Below are 18,344 nucleotides of genomic sequence, written 5' to 3' on the forward strand. Positions count from 1 at the left end.
GGCGTGCGCGGTGAGCGCTCCGTCGCCGGCGCGCCCTGCGTTCCTGGTGCGACGCTAACCGGGGCTGCCCCGCGCGGCGGGGAGGCCGGTCGGATCGGCGGCGAATACGCCTCGCGCGCGCGTTCGAGGTGCCTCATGTAGGAATGCCCGCGAAATGGTTCCCGTGCCCCAGTTAAGTATGCCCGCGAAGCCGGGGGTCAGCTCGCGGGGCGTAGTTTGATGCCGCGGGTGGTGTCGGGCAGAGGCGTGGCGGCTTCGGCTTGGAGTGCGAGGGTGCGGTCGCGGGCAAGGCCGGTGAGTCGGTCTTGGAGGGATTGGATGCGGCGGGCGAGTTCGGCGGGGTTGATCCGGTCGCGCCGGTCGCGCAGTTGGGCTGCTTGGTCTGGGGAGAGGACTCCGGCGGCCAGGAGACGGTCGAACGGGGTCTTCGGGGCGTCGTAGAGACGCTTGCGGCGTCCGGCGGCGTCGGTCGACCAGTCGGTGGGTTTCTTGGTCGGGGTGAAGAAGTTCAGCCGGTCGTTCACGAGCGGCCAGAGCTGGTTCAGGAGGGTCAGTTCTTCCGGGGTGTCGTAGCGCCAGTAGAACGCGTAACGGCGCACGAGGTGGTTGTTCTTGGACTCGATGGTGGCCTGGTCGTTCTTGTTGTACGGGCGGGAGCGGGTGAAGAAGATCTTCCGCTCGGCGGCCCAGCCGATGACGTCGTGGTTGATGAACTCGCCGCCGTTGTCGAAGTCGAGCCCGGTGACTTCGAACGGAACCTGTGAGGTGGCGTGCTGGAGGGCGGCCAGCACGTTCAGGTGCGCGTTGTTGCGGGTGGAACGGGTCGTCACCCACCCGGTGCGCATGTCGGTGAGGTTCACCGTCCGGCAGAACTCGCCCTTCAGCGTCGGACCGCAGTGCGCGACGGTGTCGCCCTCGAAGAACCCCGGGGACTGTTCGACCTCGTCGCCGGCTTTGCGGACCTGGATCGAGGAGCGCAGCAGCGGCGACGGCTTCGTCGTCGAGATGCCCCGGAGTGGGTCTTTCGCTCTCGCGGGGGCGAGGTAGCGGTCGATCGTCGCCGGGCTCATCGCCTCCAGCTCGGCCCGCACCTCGGGCGAGTAGCGGGCCTGGCCGGCTCTGAGCTCGCCGTGGCGTTCCAACGCGTCCAGCAGGACCGGCATCGCCGCGGCCAGGTACTTCCCGCACTCGAATCCCGCGAACGCCCACACCCTTTGCAGCGTCTTCGTCGCGTCATAGGAGTACTTCCGAGCCCGAGGCTTCCGCGCCTTGCTCACCGTGCGAGGGCGGGGTCGAGCGGCTTTCGCGAGCCTGCGACGGGCGTTATCCCGCGACCAGCCGGTGACCGCGACCACCTCGTCCAGCAGCCGGCCCTTGTCCTTCTTCGACGCCTTCGCATACGCCCGGGCGTACTTCACCGTGATCTCTGCTCGCGCAGCCATCGACAACCTGCTTCCCATACCTCGGATAATGCCCGCCATTCGCGGGCATTCTTATCTGAGGCACGGGAACCCACTCGCGGGCATTCTTCGTGAGGCACGTCGGCGTTTGGCATTTGCGCCCGTCGACCCGTATGCTTGTGCCTCGGTTGCTGCAGAGTTCCTTCCGGTCACGGCCCCATCGTTTAGCGGCCTAGGACACCGCCCTTTCACGGCGGCAGCACGGGTTCGAATCCCGTTGGGGTCACTCGGCAGCCGAACACAATTGAATACGCAAGGCCCTGTAGCGCAGTTGGTTAGCGCGCCGCCCTGTCACGGCGGAGGTCGCCGGTTCAAGTCCGGTCAGGGTCGCGGTGAGAGCCTCGCTGAAGTACCGAGTCACTCGGTACGAGGTGGGGCTTTTTCGCTAGGGTCATGTACCCGCACGGCTCTGTAGCTCAGTTGGTAGAGCGCACGACTGAAAATCGTGAGGTCACGGGATCGACGCCCGTCGGAGCCACCACTAAATCTCCAGGTCAGAGGCGCTTTTCGCCGCTGACTCACCTCCCCCAAGTTGACCTCTCGACTGGGAGCCGAGGAACTGCGAGAGCGCCGGCACCGCCCGTCTCGCGGCGAGCCGCCGCGTATCCGCGTACAGCTGCGTCACCAGCAGCGACGAGTGTCCGAGGATCGCCTGCACATCGGGAGCCGGTAGCCCCGCCTCGAAGAAGAACACTGCCGCCGTATGCCGCAGATCATGCCAATGCAGCGCAGGCTCACCCGGCCCGAACGTCTTGACCTCATCGCGGATCGCCTGCCAGCCGAGCGCGCGACTCAGATTCTTCGAGCTGATGAAGCCGCCGCGCGGCCCCGTGAACAGGTAGTCGTGCTCGGTCTTGTTCTCCGCCGCCTCGCGAAGAATCGGCACGAGCTGATCCACGACTGGAACGCTCCGAGTACGGCGCCCCTTTGTCGGGCCGACCACGAGTTCACCCTGGAACCCCGGCGAGGCCGTGCGGCTGACCTTGATCGTGCGCTCAGACCAATCGATGTCACCGACCCGGAGGCCCGCGACCTCGCCGAGCCGACAGCCCGTGTAGACCATCGCGAGCACGAACCGGCGATATGGGCCCGAGGCCGGGAGCACATCGAGCAGCCGTTCATACTCGAACAGTGTCAGCGCGCGCGCCGCAACGTCGGGAGCCTGACCGCGACGTGGGTCGATCCCGATGCAAGGGTTCGATGCAATCAGCCCGCCCTTCACTGCTACCCGGCAGAGCGCCGACAACGCGCCGAGCGCGTCCGCGCGGGTGGACTCAGAACCCGACCAGGAGGCAAAGGCCTCTTCGACGTCGAGCGTCGTTATCGAGTCGATCGCACGATCCGCGAACCAGGGGGCAACGCGGATTCGCCAGGCGTATGCGTAAGCGCGCTGAGTGCCCGGCGCAATCTTCGAGAAGACCACGACGCGGTAGCGATCCCACAGCGTCCCGACGGATGGCAACAAGACTCCCTAGGTGAGGTCGTTAGCGTTCGCTACCGCCATCACGATACCACAGTGTTAGCGAACGCGAACGCTAGCACTCGTGTTCGCGTTCGCGAACGTCACTGCGAATCGGTACCCTCGCCCTATGTCGAGCAGCAGCGAAGAAGAAGTGTCGGGACTCCCCGTCAATCAGATCGATGAAGTTGACCTGCGTGCGATCGGCGAGAGCCTGATCGAACTCTCCGACCGGCTTAACGCGGCTGGTGCTCGGATCAGCACCCGATTCCTGCTCGACCCTTCCGGCGAATACATGAAGAACGAGCACGAGGAAATGACACCCTCCGAGATCTCGGACAGCAACGCTCAGACGCGTAGCCAATTCCGAAGTGTGCTGCGAGCGTTGCGAACCTTCCGTCGCGAGTACGACCGCTGGGAGCGTCTGACCGCCGAGTTCGCACTCACACGCATGGGCTACTCACAACGAGAAGCGGCTCAAGAGCTCGGCGTTGCCGCCAGCACCATCAACCGATGGGCACAGCACCCGCTGAAAATCGAGGACTACAGGAACGCCGAATGAACTTCCCGAGCTGGAGCTACTTCCCTAGGAACACTCGCCCTCCCGAGTGGGCCAATCAGTTCGTCGAAGTGGTGGCATCAGCTCGCCCGAGCATTGAAACCGCGCCCGTCAGAGCAGAGGACGCTGAGCGACTTACGAGTGACACGGTTCTCGCATACATTCGGGAACCACTTGAAGCGATTGGCTACACGGTCGAGGGCGGGAAGAAGGCCGACCAGAAGATTCGGCGTCCGGTTCTCTTCGGCGAGAACGGCGTGGCCTCCGTGAATTACGAGATCGACGCGTTCCACGACGATTTGGGAATCGCGGTGGAGGTCGAAGCGGGTCGAGGCGCGATGGGAAACGCGGAATACCGCGACATAGTGCGCACATCGCTTCTACTGGACGCGCGGTTCATGGTGCTCATGCTGCCGATCACCTATCGCTACGCCCAGACCCAGACAGATGCCTACGCACGGACTCGTGATCTGTTGACCGCGATATACGCCTCAGACCGATTGCACTTGCCTTTTGAGGGCGTTTTGCTCATCGGCTACTAGCTCCCGAAATTTCCCCCACAAGATCAAGACGGCAGCTCGGCGCTATTCGCTGCGCCGTGGAAGCTCTCTCATCGCAGTCGCGAACCATGCAACCAACCAGAATCCCAAGGAGATGATTCCAGCTGCGAGCAGTGCGCTGACGCTGGCGACTAGCCTAAATGGCGCGGAAGATCGGATTCCGTTGGCCTCGGCTTCCGCGCTCAGCCTGGAAGCAGAAAGTGTGGCGAGAACCGCCTCCGCTTGAGCTAGCTCGGTCTCAGCTTCAGCGAGGTTTTCCTGTAGCCGAATGACTGCGTCAAGCTCCGTACTCGTGCTGCGTGCGCTCGCAAGCGCGTTCGTTCGCGCGTCCACTTCACCCTGCGCGAATTCGACATCCTCGTCTGCCGCAGTCGCTAGCTCAGTCAGCGTTTCCGCATCTGACTGCGCTTGTTGGAAACGAGACTCTTCGAGCACCCAGAATGCCACGACCAACCCCAGCAGGAGGATTGCGAGTCCAAGGACGGTCCAGGCTCCCCAGCGCGCGTTCCGGGCGAATCGGTCTACTCCGTCAGGCTTCACGGGGTCAGTGTACGAGCTTGCTTCACGACTCGCCTAAACTCGTGGGGTCAAGTCCCTGGAAGTGGTGTAACGGCTGATCCTTCGCTTTATGCGCTGAGAGCGATGAAGGTGTCGGCGACCACCTCGTCTCCGTTGTTGGGCAGCACCCGCATGCGGGAGCGTGCCAGGACCTCCAGGCCCAAGTAGCGGCGCCCCTCTGCCCACTCATCGGTCTGCTCGGCCAGAACGCCGCCGACCAGGCGGATGACGCTGTCGCGGTTGGGGAAGATGCCCACGGAGTCGGTGCGGCGGCGGATCTCGCGGTTGAGGCGCTCGTTGGGATTGTTCGACCAGATCTGCGACCAGACATCTTTGGGGAACTCGGTGAAGGCGAGAATGTCGGCCCGAGCGGTATCGAGGTGCTCGGCGACCGCGGGGAGCTTCTCGGCGACGTAATCCAGGGTCCGATCGAACTGGGCGTGGACGTCGGAGGCGGTGGGCTGGTCATAGACGGAGTGCAGCATCGCCTTCACCGCCGGCCACATGCTCTTCGGGGTCACGCTCATCAGGTTCGCCGCGTAGTGGGTGCGGCAGCGTTGCCAGGTGGCGCCGGGCAGGTTCGCTGCGATCGCGTCCTTTAAGCCGGCGTGCGCGTCACTGGTGACGAGCTGCACGCCGGTGAGGCCGCGGGCGACGAGGTCGGCGAAGAACGCATTCCACGCCGACCCGGTCTCGCTCGTGGCCGTCTGCAGGCCGAGGACTTCCCGGCGGCCGTCGCCGTTGACCCCGGTGGCGATCAGCACGACCGTGTTCACCACCCGGCCGCCCTCGCGAACCTTCATCGTGAGAGCGTCGGCAGCCACGAACGTGAACGGGCCCGCCTCAGCCAACGACCGATGTCGGAACTGGTTCACGTGCTCGTCGAGCTCGGCCGCCATCCGCGAGACCTGCGACTTCGATAGAGCGTGAATGCCGAGAGTCTTCACCAGCTTGTCCATCCGCCGGGTGCTCACCCCGGCGAGGTAGCAGTCGGCAATCACGGTGATCAGAGCCGCCTCGGAGCGCTTGCGACGCTCCAGCAGCCACTCCGGAAAGTAGGTGCCCGATCGTAGTTTCGGGATCGCGACATCGATCGTGCCGATGCGAGTGTCGAGGTCACGGTGCCGGTAGCCGTTGCGGTGCGTCACCCGATCAGGGCTGGGCTTGCCCCATTCGGCGCCGACCACAGCGTCGGCGTCAGCGGACAGCAGGGCGTTGATCATGGTCTGCAGCAGATGCCTCATCAAATCCGGCGAAGCCTCCGAGAGGGCTTCACCCAGAACGGTCGCAGGGTCGACAATGTGTGGAGCGGTCATCGTGTTGATGCCTTTCGAGTGGAGGTAAGAGACTTCTCGAAGCATCACACGGTGACCGCGTCCACGTCAGCAACGACGTGCGCGACCACCGTGCGTTACACCACTATGCGGGACTCCACTACTCGTGGGCATTACCTGCCCCAGGATTGTGAGGTTGGGATGACCAGGCCTTCACTATCAAGCGAGTGGATTCGATACTTCATCGTCGATCGCAGCTCGGGGATTGTCAGGGTCGTTCTTCAAGACGGAAGTTCAAGTGAGCTCCCGCTCGGCGAGGAGTTTGCCGCACTTTCGAGCCAGATCGCCACGTCGGTATTCGACTGGGATAGGTGGTGGATCATCAACACCACCGTTCGCGGCCACGTACTGGTGGCCGAGGCCTACAGTCCAATCACCGAAGACCCGATCCGAGGGCGACCTATTGTTTACCTCGACCAGAACCACTGGAGCACGATTGCTACTGCGTTCGCCGCCCCAGAGCGAATCCGCTCAGAATCACTCCGCGCCGCCGCCCGATTAATCGCTCGACTCGCTCACGATGGAAAGATCATCACGCCTCTATCGGCAGCCCATCTTCGCGAAACGGGTGCATTGTCTGGCGAACGTCGCTATGAACTAGGCGTCGCCATGGCTTCGCTGGCGGGCGGCTGGCAGTTTCGGCACCCTCTCGAGATATGGCGCAACGAGTTGGCTCAATCAATTGCCAAGTACTTGGGCATACAGGCCCCAATCGAAACAAGTCTCCCTGTTGTCACGCTTGAGCCAAACGCCCTACTGGATGACAACACGAATGCGCACGCGATGGACATAGACGATCCGAGATTATTCCTCCTCGCAATGACCTCGCCAAGTGCCACTCTCGAACTGCTACTCGAGCCAAAAGCAATGGACCGAATCGAGCCCGAAGGCTGGGTCGCAAGGCAACGCGACCTGTCCAGCGCGCTGGCACAGAGCCCAAAGAACAATCAGGTCAAGAAGCAAAACGCGCTCGTATTCACTTGGATCGACAATCTGCAACCGATCAATGAGGCGCTTCAAGCACTTGACGAAACGCCGGAACGACTCGCGGGCATCTCGATTGGGGCCATTCGGGAGATCCTCGGTTCCACACCAATGGTCAACCGCTTCTCGCGGTTGATGGCGCAAAGACACATCAGCGCGACAACCAGGTGGAAGCCGAACGACCTGACAGACCTCATGTTTCTTTCGGCGGCTGCAGCGTACGCAGATTATGTTGTCGCGGAAAAACAGACTGGGACAGAGCTGGCGCAGCTTGAAGTTGCTCTGGGTCAGCAGCCAACAACGTTCAATCGTCTAGAACTTTTGGCCGATCAACTCGAGCACCTTCGATAGCGCTCGCGCGCCGAGCCTCCGGCTCTCCCAGCGCCGCGAGCGCACCCGTGCCGGATGCACCCGCCCCAGGAGCCACCGCCACTAACCGCTGAACCCCGCCGTGACCCACTCACGCCGTTCAGCCAGCTCGCGGCGCCTCCGCCGTCGGGCCCCTGGCGGGGCTCCTCCGGTCGGAGGCATCCGCGAGCCACTCCATGAGCCAGCGCAAGACGCACGCCCGACGAAGCCACCCCGTCCAGGTGCCGAGCACGCTACGGGATCACATCGACCCGAGAACGTAGCTCTCGAACAGTTCTCACAGCACCGGCCTCGAGGACGGCGACCGCCCACTCTGCAGGCGCCGACTCCGACCGCGCAGCTCTAGCCGCTACCCACTCTGACCGCAGCTCTCGTTGGCGCTTGCGCGTCATTCCCGTGAACGACCAGCCCGTTCGAAGTGGAGTCCCGCATAGTGGTGTAACGCACGGTGGTCGCGCACGTCGTTGCTGACGTGGACGCGGTCACCGTGTGATGCTTCGAGAAGTCTCTTACCTCCACTCGAAAGGCATCAACACGATGACCGCTCCACACATTGTCGACCCTGCGACCGTTCTGGGTGAAGCCCTCTCGGAGGCTTCGCCGGATTTGATGAGGCATCTGCTGCAGACCATGATCAACGCCCTGCTGTCCGCTGACGCCGACGCTGTGGTCGGCGCCGAATGGGGCAAGCCCAGCCCTGATCGGGTGACGCACCGCAACGGCTACCGGCACCGTGACCTCGACACTCGCATCGGCACGATCGATGTCGCGATCCCGAAACTACGATCGGGCACCTACTTTCCGGAGTGGCTGCTGGAGCGTCGCAAGCGCTCCGAGGCGGCTCTGATCACCGTGATTGCCGACTGCTACCTCGCCGGGGTGAGCACCCGGCGGATGGACAAGCTGGTGAAGACTCTCGGCATTCACGCTCTATCGAAGTCGCAGGTCTCGCGGATGGCGGCCGAGCTCGACGAGCACGTGAACCAGTTCCGACATCGGTCGTTGGCTGAGGCGGGCCCGTTCACGTTCGTGGCTGCCGACGCTCTCACGATGAAGGTTCGCGAGGGCGGCCGGGTGGTGAACACGGTCGTGCTGATCGCCACCGGGGTCAACGGCGACGGCCGCCGGGAAGTCCTCGGCCTGCAGACGGCCACGAGCGAGACCGGGTCGGCGTGGAATGCGTTCTTCGCCGACCTCGTCGCCCGCGGCCTCACCGGCGTGCAGCTCGTCACCAGTGACGCGCACGCCGGCTTAAAGGACGCGATCGCAGCGAACCTGCCCGGCGCCACCTGGCAACGCTGCCGCACCCACTACGCGGCGAACCTGATGAGCGTGACCCCGAAGAGCATGTGGCCGGCGGTGAAGGCGATGCTGCACTCCGTCTATGACCAGCCCACCGCCTCCGACGTCCACGCCCAGTTCGATCGGACCCTGGATTACGTCGCCGAGAAGCTCCCCGCGGTCGCCGAGCACCTCGATACCGCTCGGGCCGACATTCTCGCCTTCACCGAGTTCCCCAAAGATGTCTGGTCGCAGATCTGGTCGAACAATCCCAACGAGCGCCTCAACCGCGAGATCCGCCGCCGCACCGACTCCGTGGGCATCTTCCCCAACCGCGACAGCGTCATCCGCCTGGTCGGCGGCGTTCTGGCCGAGCAGACCGATGAGTGGGCAGAGGGGCGCCGCTACTTGGGCCTGGAGGTCCTGGCACGCTCCCGCATGCGGGTGCTGCCCAACAACGGAGACGAGGTGGTCGCCGACACCTTCATCGCTCTCAGCGCATAAAGCGAAGGATCAGCCGTTACACCACTTCCAGGGACTTGACCCCGTTCGATTCTTCGTGCGCCGTGACGCACTCACAACATGCCCTCGCGCTCCGTACCGTGTGTGCGTATGGCTCGGACAGTCGCGAGGCACACAGCTCCGCGAGCACCGCATCACGCGCGCCGCAGTCGACAGCCGCGCAAGGTGGCCCCACGACCGGGAGCCGCCACCGGACGCACGGACGGCATCCTTCAGCACATAGTTCAGCGCCTTCGAGAGATACCAGATCGTCTTTGCCCCGTCGCCGTCAGCTCGAAACGCCTGACAGTCGCCCTGCTCGCCCCACGCCACGAAAGCCCCATCGACCTTCGAGAATGCCGTAGCCGTGCGAGCAGACTCACCCAGCAGGCCAGGACGCGGCGCCTCACTGCGTGCGATCCGAACGAGCGTGTGAAGGTGCAGCGCGCCACGATCCTGCCACTCCCGCACGACGAAGAACTCGACCGAAGGCCAGTAGTCCCGCAGCCGCCGCCGTGTGCGATCCCAGAGCAGCCCCGAGTCCCGGTTCCACGCGACGAGGCCCGCGTAGTCGTAGGAGGATTCATCGAGCGGTACGCCCCGAAGGTCCGCATCCGTGACCGAGTGGCGCGCTCCGCACCCGCAGCGAGGCACTTTGGCTCCCTCAGCCTTCGTCACACGATGCACCCGACCGAACGAGGGAGCCGTGAGCGTCAACAGGTAGAACCGATAGTTCTGCACCGGGCCATCGAAGACACCGGAGCGAGCAATCGCGGCCCAGTCACCGCGATACAGCTCCGCGCACGAGGCGCACTGACTCCGCACGCGAGACTGACAACGCACCGTCAGACCCGACTTCGTCAGGTACGGACGGATGCAGCCCGAAGGCGTGGAATCGGCTTGAGTAGGGGTGTCCTCCGGCGTCGCCATGCGCGAAACGCGGCATTACGCCCTCGCCTGAAACTCGTGAGGTCACGGGATCGGCGCCCGTCGGAGCCACCACCTAAAGGCTTGACGGATCAGGCCCTTTGCGGCCTGAAGCCTCGCCCCTCCGCCAGTTCCGCTGAAGTCGGGCCATTATTGGACCATTTCCACGGCCGGGCTCCCCCTTGCGCCCCGGCCCGACGCCTTTGCCGACGCCACCGGGGCCTGGTCGAGCACGGCACCTGGGCGAAGCGCGACACCTTCTCTAGCTCGGGAGTAGCGCTCGATGGCCTGGAGGCTGGAGTGCCCGAGGGTCGCCCGCACGTCCGGGGCGCTTGCCCCAGCGTCGAACAGGATCGTGGCGAAGGTGCGCCGGAGGTCGTGCATTCGCAGGTCGGGCCGGCCGATCGCGGGCCGCAGCACATCCCAGTAGGCGGCGCGGCGCGCGTTGTGATTGGTGAGCCGCCCACCGTCCGGCCCCGACAGGAGGACATCGTCCGGCTTCTTGCCACGAGCGGGCTCCTCGGCTACGACGACACGCTCGTCACCGATGAGCAGCGCCAGTCGCAGGCAGCGTCCGACGAGAACGAGACTGTCGACGGCCGCTGGCGCTACATCGAGCACACCGAGACGCACACCCGAGTCATGATCCGGCTCCAGCGGCAGATGTTCGCCATCCCCGACGAGGTGCGCATCACCGGCGTCATCTACCTGCCGTGGCGACCCGGCAACCCCATCACGAGCCAGCTCCTGCGCGAGCTGCCGACCGCCCGCATCGAGGCCGCGATCAACTAGCGCCTGTTCGCCATGAAGCGCACAGAGACAATCGTCGGCGGCAAGATCTTCCTTCCCTCTGGCCACAAAGTCGGCGAGCGCGACCTTCTCAAGCCGCTCGACGACCCGAAGAAGACGCCCGACTTCTTCGAGCTAGTGGCCCTCCAGCACGGCCGCCTCACCAGGGAGGGCGACCGCAACCCGAGCGCGACGATGGCGCAGATCAACGGCGTCGCGCTATCCACGGCACAAGGCGGGTCACCAAAGTCCGCGACCGCGGGCTACTGCCACCGGGACGGCGCGGGCGGGCCGGGTAGCCAACGAGGAGGGACTTGAACTTGATCAGCCTCTCGCGCGCACAGGTCCCACGAAATGCGTTTTGGCCGGTATTTCTGGGTCTCTCGGAGGGTCACGTCGTCCGCGTTCGGTTCCATTCTGGTGCCACGGTTGCACCCTTCGGAAGCGGTATCAGCCGGTGAACGCGTCAGAGAAATAGCCGAGGTTCGGGTCGTCGAGTGTGCCGACCACAAGCCCTCTGTCCAAGAACCGATTGAACTCCTCGCAGCTCGTCTCCGGGAGCAAGCCGCAGGCGTGACACGCGGCGAGATTGCACGAGTCCGGCCCCTGACCGTTTTTTCCTGCGTCCATGCACACCGGGTCCGTCGAGCACCAGTGGGCGTCCGCCAGGGCAGACGCAAAGACTTGGCGCAGGTTGTCCGGGCGGGCCATACGAACGAGCCCGCCCATCGTCCCTTCCGAGTCACCTGCAGCGGTGTAAATCAACGCCCCGAACATGTGCCGGTCGATCGACTCGGATACGTAGAGGCGCTCTCGGAGCGATGCGGAGCTGTAGCCACACGCAAAGATGAGCTCGTTGATGAGCAGATGAGACACCGTGTGCAACAGCACGAACCGCGGGCTGATTGTGCGCCCCAGTAGCCCGCGCTGGCTCGCGACCGATCCGTAGTGGTCGGTGATTCGCTGGGCGCGGGCTTGAACCTCCGCGCGCCCCTCCCAGGCCGCCAGCCTCGCGCCGTCGAGCTCGATATAGATTCCTTCTCCCTTCACGACGTACGCCGGGAGCCAGTCCTGTGCAGGCGGCAGGCTGGTTCGCCTTAGCATCGCCTTACCCTCGGTCAGTTTCAGCTCTCCGTCACGCACTCGAGTGAACCCGCGCAGCGCGCGCGTCTCTCGAAGGACGTCCACAGACCTCACCCGCGAGAGGTAACTTGCCAGATCGGCGTGAAGTCCCGGGTCGGATGCCGCGAGGAAATCGTCCTTCGGCGTCTCGCGGATCTTCCCATACTCGGGGTGACGCCAGATGTCGTCGCTCGTAAGACTCTCCGCGTCGACTGGAGTCTCTGCTGGCTCCTCCCCGCTGTTTTCGCCTATACCGAACTGATCCTGATACGCCGCCAGTAGCTCTTCGTCAGAGATGGGAGCAAAGAGCTCGGGTGGGACGTTCCGCTCCAGCAGTCTCCGCAGCTGCCCGCCGGACACCTCATCAAGCCCCAACTGGAACACGTTGTTGAAAGTGGTGCTCACAGCAGGATGCCGAAGCAACTGATGGACCTCCTCACTCACAGCGCCTTCGCGCCGAGGGAGATAGATCGAGGACTCCACCTTAGGAAAGTAGACATTCCCTGCCGCGCGCAAGGCACCACGAATCGGCTGATCACACACGCCATCGAGCTGCGCGAGCCAGGGTCGAGCGCCACCGCACAAATAGGGCTCGTCCGGCGACACGAGTTGGTCGCTCAAGTTCGTGTGCTCTTCACCGTTCTTCTTTAGCCGCGCCTCCGTGACCCCACGAAGTGAGCGCTCCTTCTTGCAGATGTCGCAGGTGACAACCTGTCCCTCGAGTCCACCGCCTCCGCGAGATACGAGGCGCAGGGTGCCTGTGCATGACGGGTTGGCCGACCGATGCACCCACTTGTCGAAGGGAAAGTCATCCAGGTGCCCACGGGTGCAGATTGCCACGAACGGAACCTGCGACATCTTCGGCTTGTACTTCTTGTCAGCATGCTCCTTGTCCTGGCACTCCACGAGCGACTTCATCGTGAGTTTGCTGAGGTCCAGACGCTTGCAGTAGATACAGAACGACCATCGCGGGAAGCGAAGCACAGGAACCGTGAGCCGAACGTTCCGGAGGTCACTGCCCTGGGCCGAGGGCCTGTAGTCCGGGGGGAGCCGAAATTCGGACACCTTGAGCCGGGACTCAAGCCGCCAATCGTGCTCCTGGTATTCCTCCATCGCTAAAGCGCTCTGATCGGCGACTTCATACCAGTGGTCAAGGCCCGCGGTAATGACGGAGGTGCCGTTTACGAGCACGCTCATGGCACCAACACCGAACGGTGTCACCAGTTGCGCTCGGCGCATCGCCCCGGTACTCATGCGGGTTCCTCCGCTGCCGTGTCCTCGAACAGGTACGCCTGACTGATCTCAAGACGGCATTCGGCATCGACGTTCCGCATACTTGTCGGCACGTCCCAGATCGTCGCGCGGCGGTCAAGATCAGGGAGTGTTCCTGCGAACCGCATGAGTCCTTGCAACGGGTCACCGAAGGGAGCAGGGTTCGCATCCCACTCGGTTCGCTCCCACCCTCCCCACTGCCGGGCGCGATCGCGCGCCAAGCGATCGAGGACCGGAACCTCGTCCGGCTCCGCGATCTCTGCTCGCTCCCGCAGCAACCGAATGGCCTCGTCGAAGGCAGACGAAGGGAACGGGTCAGGTCGAAGCGTCTCCGGCGAGGTCTGCCGAACATAGGCGACCGCCGCCGCGTGGAGAGCCCGGCGAAGAACGGGCATGGCGAATGGGGTGACGGAAGTCGGCTCCACCTGCGCGTAAAGCTGCTGATGGTAGGTGCGGAAACGCTCGTAGTGGCTGCGATCGCGCGGCTTTGCAGCCCCGTAGATGGTGACAACCAGTCCAGGGCTGACTTCCGGTTTCCGGCCGACTCGACCGCTCACCTGGATGTACTGGGCCGTGGTCTTCGGCTGGCCGACGATCGTCATCAGGGCGAGTCGATCGATGTCCACACCTACCTCGATGATGTTCGACGCCAGGCAGATGTCGAACGCCTCCTGGCGCTCCTTGCCAACGGCGTACTTCACCTGAAGCTGCTCGATCGCCTTTGGAATCTCGTCTGAACGACGCCGCGATGTGAGCTCCATCGTCCGATGCGGCCAGCGGGGCTCAATCCCGTCTCGCCGCCGGAGTCCGGTGAGATAGTCCGGGATGTCGGACTGAACGAGCGAGACTGTGTTTCCGAGCTCTCGAAGCGAGTTGAGGAAGTTGACGTTCGTCCAGTAGCCGTCCCGGTCCTCCTCCGGGATGTCGACTGCGGCCTGGAGGGTTGCGGCAGCGACACGGACCTGAACGGTCTGGGTGGAGCCAAGCGATGCGCTCATCACCCCGATATAGCGGCGCCCTGGCTCCGGGGTGCCATCAACGGAAGTCGCTGGCTCGGCAAAGAAGGAGCGGCCTTCCTCAAGGCCGTGCGGTGGGAAGAGCGCGACGGTCTCCCTGCCGAACAGTCCTTTGATCTGGTCCTCGTAACGCCTGACCGTCGCGGTGGAGGCGATGATCTTGGGTAGCACAGGGCTTGCGCCGCGACGATCAGTGCAGAGTTCGTCGATCACTGGCTCGTAGAGACCGACCATCGAGCCAAGCGGGCCGGAGATGAGGTGCAGCTCGTCCTGAATGATCAGGCTGGGTGGAGACACTTCCCGCGCGCCGCTTGCATCCAGACCAAAGAGATTCCGCGCCCGCGGTCGCCACGCCATCATCGCGAACTTGTCGACGGTCCCGATGACGATCGACGGTCGCACTTCGTAGATGTCGTCGTCGACGACATGGACCGGCAGGCCGGCACGACGAGAGTACTTGCACTGGTCGTCGAGGCAACGGAGCACGACCTTACCCGCTGCTTCCTCATAGCCGATCGGCTCCTGTCCACCGCCCTTCTTCGGCTGAGGGCCCATCTGTGCACCGCACCAGGGGCACCGTAGCAGGAGGAAGAGGTTCTGCTCGTGCGGCCGTCGGCGCAGTGCCCGAAGGTTCTTGAGCGCCGCGTCCCAGGTATTTGGCGTCGAGCTGCCCCCGAGCCAAATCCCGATCCCAAAGGGAGCAGCACCCAAGGCATCTGAGTTCTGTTCCCTGATGTCTTCGAGGACGCAGACCAGCGAGGCCGCGCGGAGGAACTGCTGCGCGGTGAGGAGACGCAGGGTGTATCGCATGAGCGTGTCTGTCCCGGCGTCGCCGGGGTCACGAAGCCGCCGGGCGAGCAGGCTGACCGCAGCAGCACCGAGATATGCCTCGGTCTTGCCGCCGCCGGTGGGGAAGAAGATTAGATCGACGTCGCCACGAGTCTGACGTGCTGGTTCAACCAGCTCTGGCAGGACTGCAAGTAGGAAAGCAATTTGGAATGGGCGCCAATATCCGCGGCCAGCCGGGACATCGGACGTGGGGTGCGCCCCCTCAACTCGCCAACGTCCATCACGGCTTTGCTTGACCTCGCGCAGGTCAAAACTCGATCGAACCTGCTGGAGCAGCATCGCCTCGTTTGCCCAGCGAAATGCTCGTGCAGCCAAGTCGCTCGTTGCGACTAGGCTCCAGCCAGTTCGCATTCTCGCCAGCGCCGATCGAGCCCGACGCATATGCTCCCTCGCAGCTTCCTGGTACCGCAATAGCAACTCGGGGATCTCGGCCTCGCGCCGATCGATCCACTTCTCGTACTGACTGAGGACAAGCTCAACCTGAGCGGCGCCGTCGTCGCCGCCGCGCGCCAAAGCATCCATGCTGACGGCAACCGGCTGTCGCCGACCCTCGGCATCGACGATCGGAGTCCCGCGGTCATCAGTCAGGTACACGTTCGGGGACAGACTGACCACTTCATATGCCGGCAGCGCTGTGGCCTGTACGAATGGCACGCCCCCATCGGCGCCGACCGCTCCCCACTCAGCCGCACAGCCATGTCCGATCGCAAAGGTGCGCTGGTTCCGATAGAGGAGGTCGAGGGATTGCCCCTCCTCGTCTCGGTCGGGGAGCTCAACCTCCGGGTACGGGACGATCTCAGCTCCAGCTGCCGTTGACACCTTGAAGCCGACCTGGAAGACGGCCGCTGAAGGGCCCGAGCCGGGAGCATCATTGACGACTGCAACGGTGATAATCCTGAGGGCGGGGTCGTCAGTGCCAGGGACCGGTCGACTAAACACTCGCACCGCCAGCGGGATCGAACCTTCGCCGGTCGGAGGCACGACGTCAATAATCTTGAGCCGACTCGTCTCCTGGAGAACGGTTCGACCCGAAACGTTGCCGACAGCCCGGAAGGGACGCCTTGCCCACCACTCAACCGGCTTAGCGACACCCGGGATGTGCACCGTCAACTTCTCGTATCTCGCGCCGACTACCTCAACTATGAGGGAACCCGTCTCCGCCATGCGGGCCTCAAGCGAGACAGCCATCGCTGACGGCTTGAACGTATTGGCATCGGTGAGATCAAAGTCGTCCGAGTCGGCGACATCGTGACGGACGTAGCCCTGAATCTCGACGGGCGGCCCGATCAAGTCATCCTCGGATACTGCAATACCGGTGACCCCATCAAGGTCTTCAGCGCTGCCGTCTTCGGCGCGCTCGACCGGCGACCCACCGACAGTGGCGCCCGCGAACAAGACTCCGACGCCGTAGCGCTTGAGTGGGGTGCCGCTCGTAAGAATCTCTTCGCCGGTTTCTGCATCGTGGAACTGGCCGCGAGAGGCTTCCGTCGTCTCGAAGTGCACGACCCCTGAATTGATCGTCAGCGGCTGTCCACGCAGCGGGTCACCATCTACCGGGCCGAAGAGTTCGCGCCGCAGCGCTGCCTCGACCGTGTCACGAGCCTCTAGACCACTCACACGTCACCTCCCATCATGCGTCGCAGTGTCTTCGTTTCTACCAGGGCGATCAGACGATCCGTCCCACGAGTCAGCCCGACGTAGATGAGCGCATCAAAGTTCGGCCCACCTGAGTCGTCGAGGTCGGTAACGATGACGGCCGGCGCATCCACTCCCTTGAACGAGTGAATGGTGCAGTACCGCAGCCGCCCCTTGGTCGGTTTCGATCCGTCAGCCGGAATCAACACTTGGCGAAGCCAAGGCTCGGACGTGCTCGCGGCGACAGAGTCGCTGCCGAGCGGGCTGAGCACGACGATCTCGGTCAAATCGAAGCCGTCGTCGCGCAGGTCGCTAACTGCCTTCCGCAGCAAGGCGGCCTGGACGTCGCCTCGGGCGTACTTGATAATCGTCGGATCGATGCCGTCGTCGGATCGGCGAAAGTCCTTGAACCCGGGAGCGAGATGACCGAAGAGATTCACCTGATACCCGATGCGGGGGAGGTTCCGGCAGTTCTCTGACAGTCGGAACGACGCCAGATGCGGCGCTCGCGAACGAAGCACCTCGCGTGCGCCCTCTCTGCCATAGATCGCCTGTCGTTCAAAGTCACCGAACATGAGCACACGACCGTCGCGTAGCCCGCCCTTGACAAGCAGATCGAGGAAGTCGAGGTATGTGTCGGTCGAGATGTCCTGAATCTCATCGACGATGAGGAAATCTCCGACCTCGTCCGCACTGGACTCCGCAAGACCCTCAAGAGCCAGCTCAGGCAGTACGCGCTCCCAAAAGTCGCTATCGGCGTCTGTCGGCGGGCCGCTCATCCCGGCGAGTCGCAGCATCTCTTGGTGCAATGTGCCCACGCGGAGCCCCGCGGCGTCCGAGAGTTTCTCACGGAGACCGTGCCCAAGCATTCGGTTGAAGCATAGAAGCCGCCCCGTTCGTCCCTGGGCGACCTCCCGCTGAGCCGACTCGGCGGCGAGGAAAGTCTTGCCCGTTCCGGCAGGACCCGTAAACAAGACGGCTCTGTTGTCGGCGGCTGAGTCCAGTGCGCGGTATTGCTCCTCGATGAACTGTGCGAGCTGACCCTCTCGCGCTTGTCGGCGGTCCCCGGCAGTCATCACAACCTCGAACCGCGGTCGAAGCGTGGCAACGATCCGTTCAGCGGTGGCCTGACCCGGGCCGAATCCCCCAAAACCGAAGTGCTTGATCGTGGAGGCGAGGTGCTGCGCTCCCTCTCTAATGACTCGTTCAACCGCTTGAGCTGGGCTCGGAAGATCGCTCGAATCGAGCACCTGCCACGAGTGCCACTCCGGTGAGTCGGGCAGCGTCGCTCGCGCACGCACTCCCGTGAACCACACGGCGTGCAAGATCGGGACATCCCGCAGCTCGACCCGTTTGCTCAGCAGATAGCCCCGGATGCTGTGCATCGCCTCCTTTGCCTGCTGAAAGGGTCCTCGCGCTGTCGGAGGATCCTGACCGAGGCGCCAGGTGCCATCGGAGCTACGCGCGACGGACAGATGCGACTTCACCTCGATCACCAGCAGCCCAGCGTTGGGCGCGACGATGACGAAGTCCGCCTCGCCTTCGACTTGTCGCTCATGCTGCGCGATCCCCAGTGAGTGCAGCACGGTCCAGTGCTCAGTCCCAGCTACATCTCGCAGCACCGCGAAGACGGCTTTCTCCCCCGGAGGCGCGGACTCGGCGCAATAGG

General features: G+C 63.9%; 15 protein-coding genes and 3 tRNA genes. 9 read left to right on the forward strand and 9 right to left on the reverse strand.

The genetic code is table 11. The features are described from left to right. Positions 1-197: 197 nt before the first annotated feature. Positions 198-1,442: an integrase catalytic domain-containing protein gene (locus tag IE160_RS11550; RefSeq protein ID WP_191150778.1), complete on the reverse strand. Its 1,245-nt coding sequence runs from the start codon at positions 1,440-1,442 to the stop codon at positions 198-200. A 171-nt stretch (positions 1,443-1,613) separates the two neighbouring features. Between IE160_RS11550 and IE160_RS11555 the strand changes: the two genes are divergently transcribed. The 3 genes from IE160_RS11555 (at position 1,614) to IE160_RS11565 (ending at position 1,941) form a co-directional block, all read left to right on the forward strand. Beyond that, a tRNA-Glu gene (locus IE160_RS11555) sits at positions 1,614-1,686 on the forward strand. A 30-nt stretch (positions 1,687-1,716) separates the two neighbouring features. Next, positions 1,717-1,790: transfer RNA gene (locus IE160_RS11560), tRNA-Asp, on the forward strand. A 75-nt stretch (positions 1,791-1,865) separates the two neighbouring features. Then, positions 1,866-1,941 (forward strand) — tRNA-Phe (locus IE160_RS11565). On the opposite strand, the gene IE160_RS11570 is transcribed toward IE160_RS11565, so the two are convergent. Then, positions 1,942-2,883 carry a tyrosine-type recombinase/integrase gene (locus tag IE160_RS11570; RefSeq protein ID WP_191151183.1) on the reverse strand — a complete coding sequence of 314 codons (942 nt, stop codon included), beginning with the start codon at positions 2,881-2,883 and terminating at the stop codon, positions 1,942-1,944. It lies immediately after the preceding tRNA gene. Between the two features lie 166 nt (positions 2,884-3,049). Here IE160_RS11570 and IE160_RS11575 point away from each other — a divergent pair, with 166 nt between their 5' ends. After that, a complete protein-coding gene (locus IE160_RS11575; protein WP_191151184.1) occupies positions 3,050-3,481 on the forward strand; it encodes a helix-turn-helix domain-containing protein in 432 nt (143 codons plus the stop codon). Further along, positions 3,478-4,020: a hypothetical protein gene (locus tag IE160_RS11580; RefSeq protein ID WP_191151185.1), complete on the forward strand. Its 543-nt coding sequence runs from the start codon at positions 3,478-3,480 to the stop codon at positions 4,018-4,020. The genes IE160_RS11575 and IE160_RS11580 overlap by 4 nt, the downstream gene beginning before the upstream one ends. A gap of 42 nt (positions 4,021-4,062) precedes the next feature. On the opposite strand, the gene IE160_RS11585 is transcribed toward IE160_RS11580, so the two are convergent. Both IE160_RS11585 and IE160_RS11590 read right to left on the reverse strand, forming a co-directional pair. Beyond that, complete coding sequence (locus tag IE160_RS11585) at positions 4,063-4,578, reverse strand: hypothetical protein (protein ID WP_191151186.1); 516 nt, start codon at positions 4,576-4,578, stop codon at positions 4,063-4,065. An 86-nt stretch (positions 4,579-4,664) separates the two neighbouring features. Then, positions 4,665-5,912 (reverse strand): IS256 family transposase, encoded by a 1,248-nt coding sequence (locus IE160_RS11590; protein WP_191151187.1) that lies wholly within the window; start codon positions 5,910-5,912, stop codon positions 4,665-4,667. Between the two features lie 51 nt (positions 5,913-5,963). Between IE160_RS11590 and IE160_RS11595 the strand changes: the two genes are divergently transcribed. Both IE160_RS11595 and IE160_RS11600 read left to right on the forward strand, forming a co-directional pair. Next, entirely contained in the window at positions 5,964-7,265 is a 1,302-nt protein-coding gene (locus tag IE160_RS11595; protein ID WP_191151188.1) for a hypothetical protein, read from the forward strand. A 555-nt stretch (positions 7,266-7,820) separates the two neighbouring features. Continuing rightward, the gene (locus tag IE160_RS11600) at positions 7,821-9,068 is read left to right on the forward strand and encodes an IS256 family transposase (RefSeq protein ID WP_191151187.1); all 1,248 of its coding nucleotides are present in this window, start codon (positions 7,821-7,823) and stop codon (positions 9,066-9,068) included. Between the two features lie 9 nt (positions 9,069-9,077). Here the strand turns inward: IE160_RS11600 and IE160_RS12775 are convergent, their stop codons facing one another. Continuing rightward, the gene (locus IE160_RS12775) at positions 9,078-9,995 is read right to left on the reverse strand and encodes a replication initiator (RefSeq protein ID WP_349815718.1); all 918 of its coding nucleotides are present in this window, start codon (positions 9,993-9,995) and stop codon (positions 9,078-9,080) included. 147 nt (positions 9,996-10,142) lie between these two features. Further along, a complete protein-coding gene (locus tag IE160_RS12780; RefSeq protein ID WP_349815727.1) occupies positions 10,143-10,475 on the reverse strand; it encodes a tyrosine-type recombinase/integrase in 333 nt (110 codons plus the stop codon). Here IE160_RS12780 and IE160_RS12620 point away from each other — a divergent pair. Both IE160_RS12620 and IE160_RS11615 read left to right on the forward strand, forming a co-directional pair. After that, the gene (locus IE160_RS12620; RefSeq protein WP_224744644.1) at positions 10,371-10,784 is read left to right on the forward strand and encodes a hypothetical protein; all 414 of its coding nucleotides are present in this window, start codon (positions 10,371-10,373) and stop codon (positions 10,782-10,784) included. The two genes, IE160_RS12780 and IE160_RS12620, sit on opposite strands and share 105 nt — an antisense overlap. A gap of 12 nt (positions 10,785-10,796) precedes the next feature. Further along, a complete protein-coding gene (locus tag IE160_RS11615) occupies positions 10,797-11,099 on the forward strand; it encodes a hypothetical protein (protein ID WP_191151191.1) in 303 nt (100 codons plus the stop codon). A gap of 132 nt (positions 11,100-11,231) precedes the next feature. On the opposite strand, the gene drmB is transcribed toward IE160_RS11615, so the two are convergent. The 3 genes from drmB to IE160_RS11630 are packed head-to-tail and all read right to left on the reverse strand — an operon-like array spanning position 11,232 to position 18,261. After that, positions 11,232-13,157 (reverse strand): MrfA Zn-binding domain-containing protein, encoded by a 1,926-nt coding sequence (drmB, locus tag IE160_RS11620; RefSeq protein ID WP_191151192.1) that lies wholly within the window; start codon positions 13,155-13,157, stop codon positions 11,232-11,234. Then, positions 13,154-16,657, reverse strand: a complete 3,504-nt coding sequence (locus IE160_RS11625) for a helicase-related protein (RefSeq protein ID WP_191151193.1) — start codon at positions 16,655-16,657, stop codon at positions 13,154-13,156. The genes drmB and IE160_RS11625 overlap by 4 nt, the downstream gene beginning before the upstream one ends. Beyond that, a complete protein-coding gene (locus IE160_RS11630) occupies positions 16,654-18,261 on the reverse strand; it encodes a nuclease-related domain-containing DEAD/DEAH box helicase (protein WP_255508227.1) in 1,608 nt (535 codons plus the stop codon). The genes IE160_RS11625 and IE160_RS11630 overlap by 4 nt, the downstream gene beginning before the upstream one ends. Positions 18,262-18,344 lie beyond the last annotated feature (83 nt).

This window comes from Chryseoglobus sp. 28M-23 (assembly GCF_014789785.1).
In the GTDB taxonomy this organism is placed as follows: domain Bacteria; phylum Actinomycetota; class Actinomycetes; order Actinomycetales; family Microbacteriaceae; genus Microcella; species Microcella indica.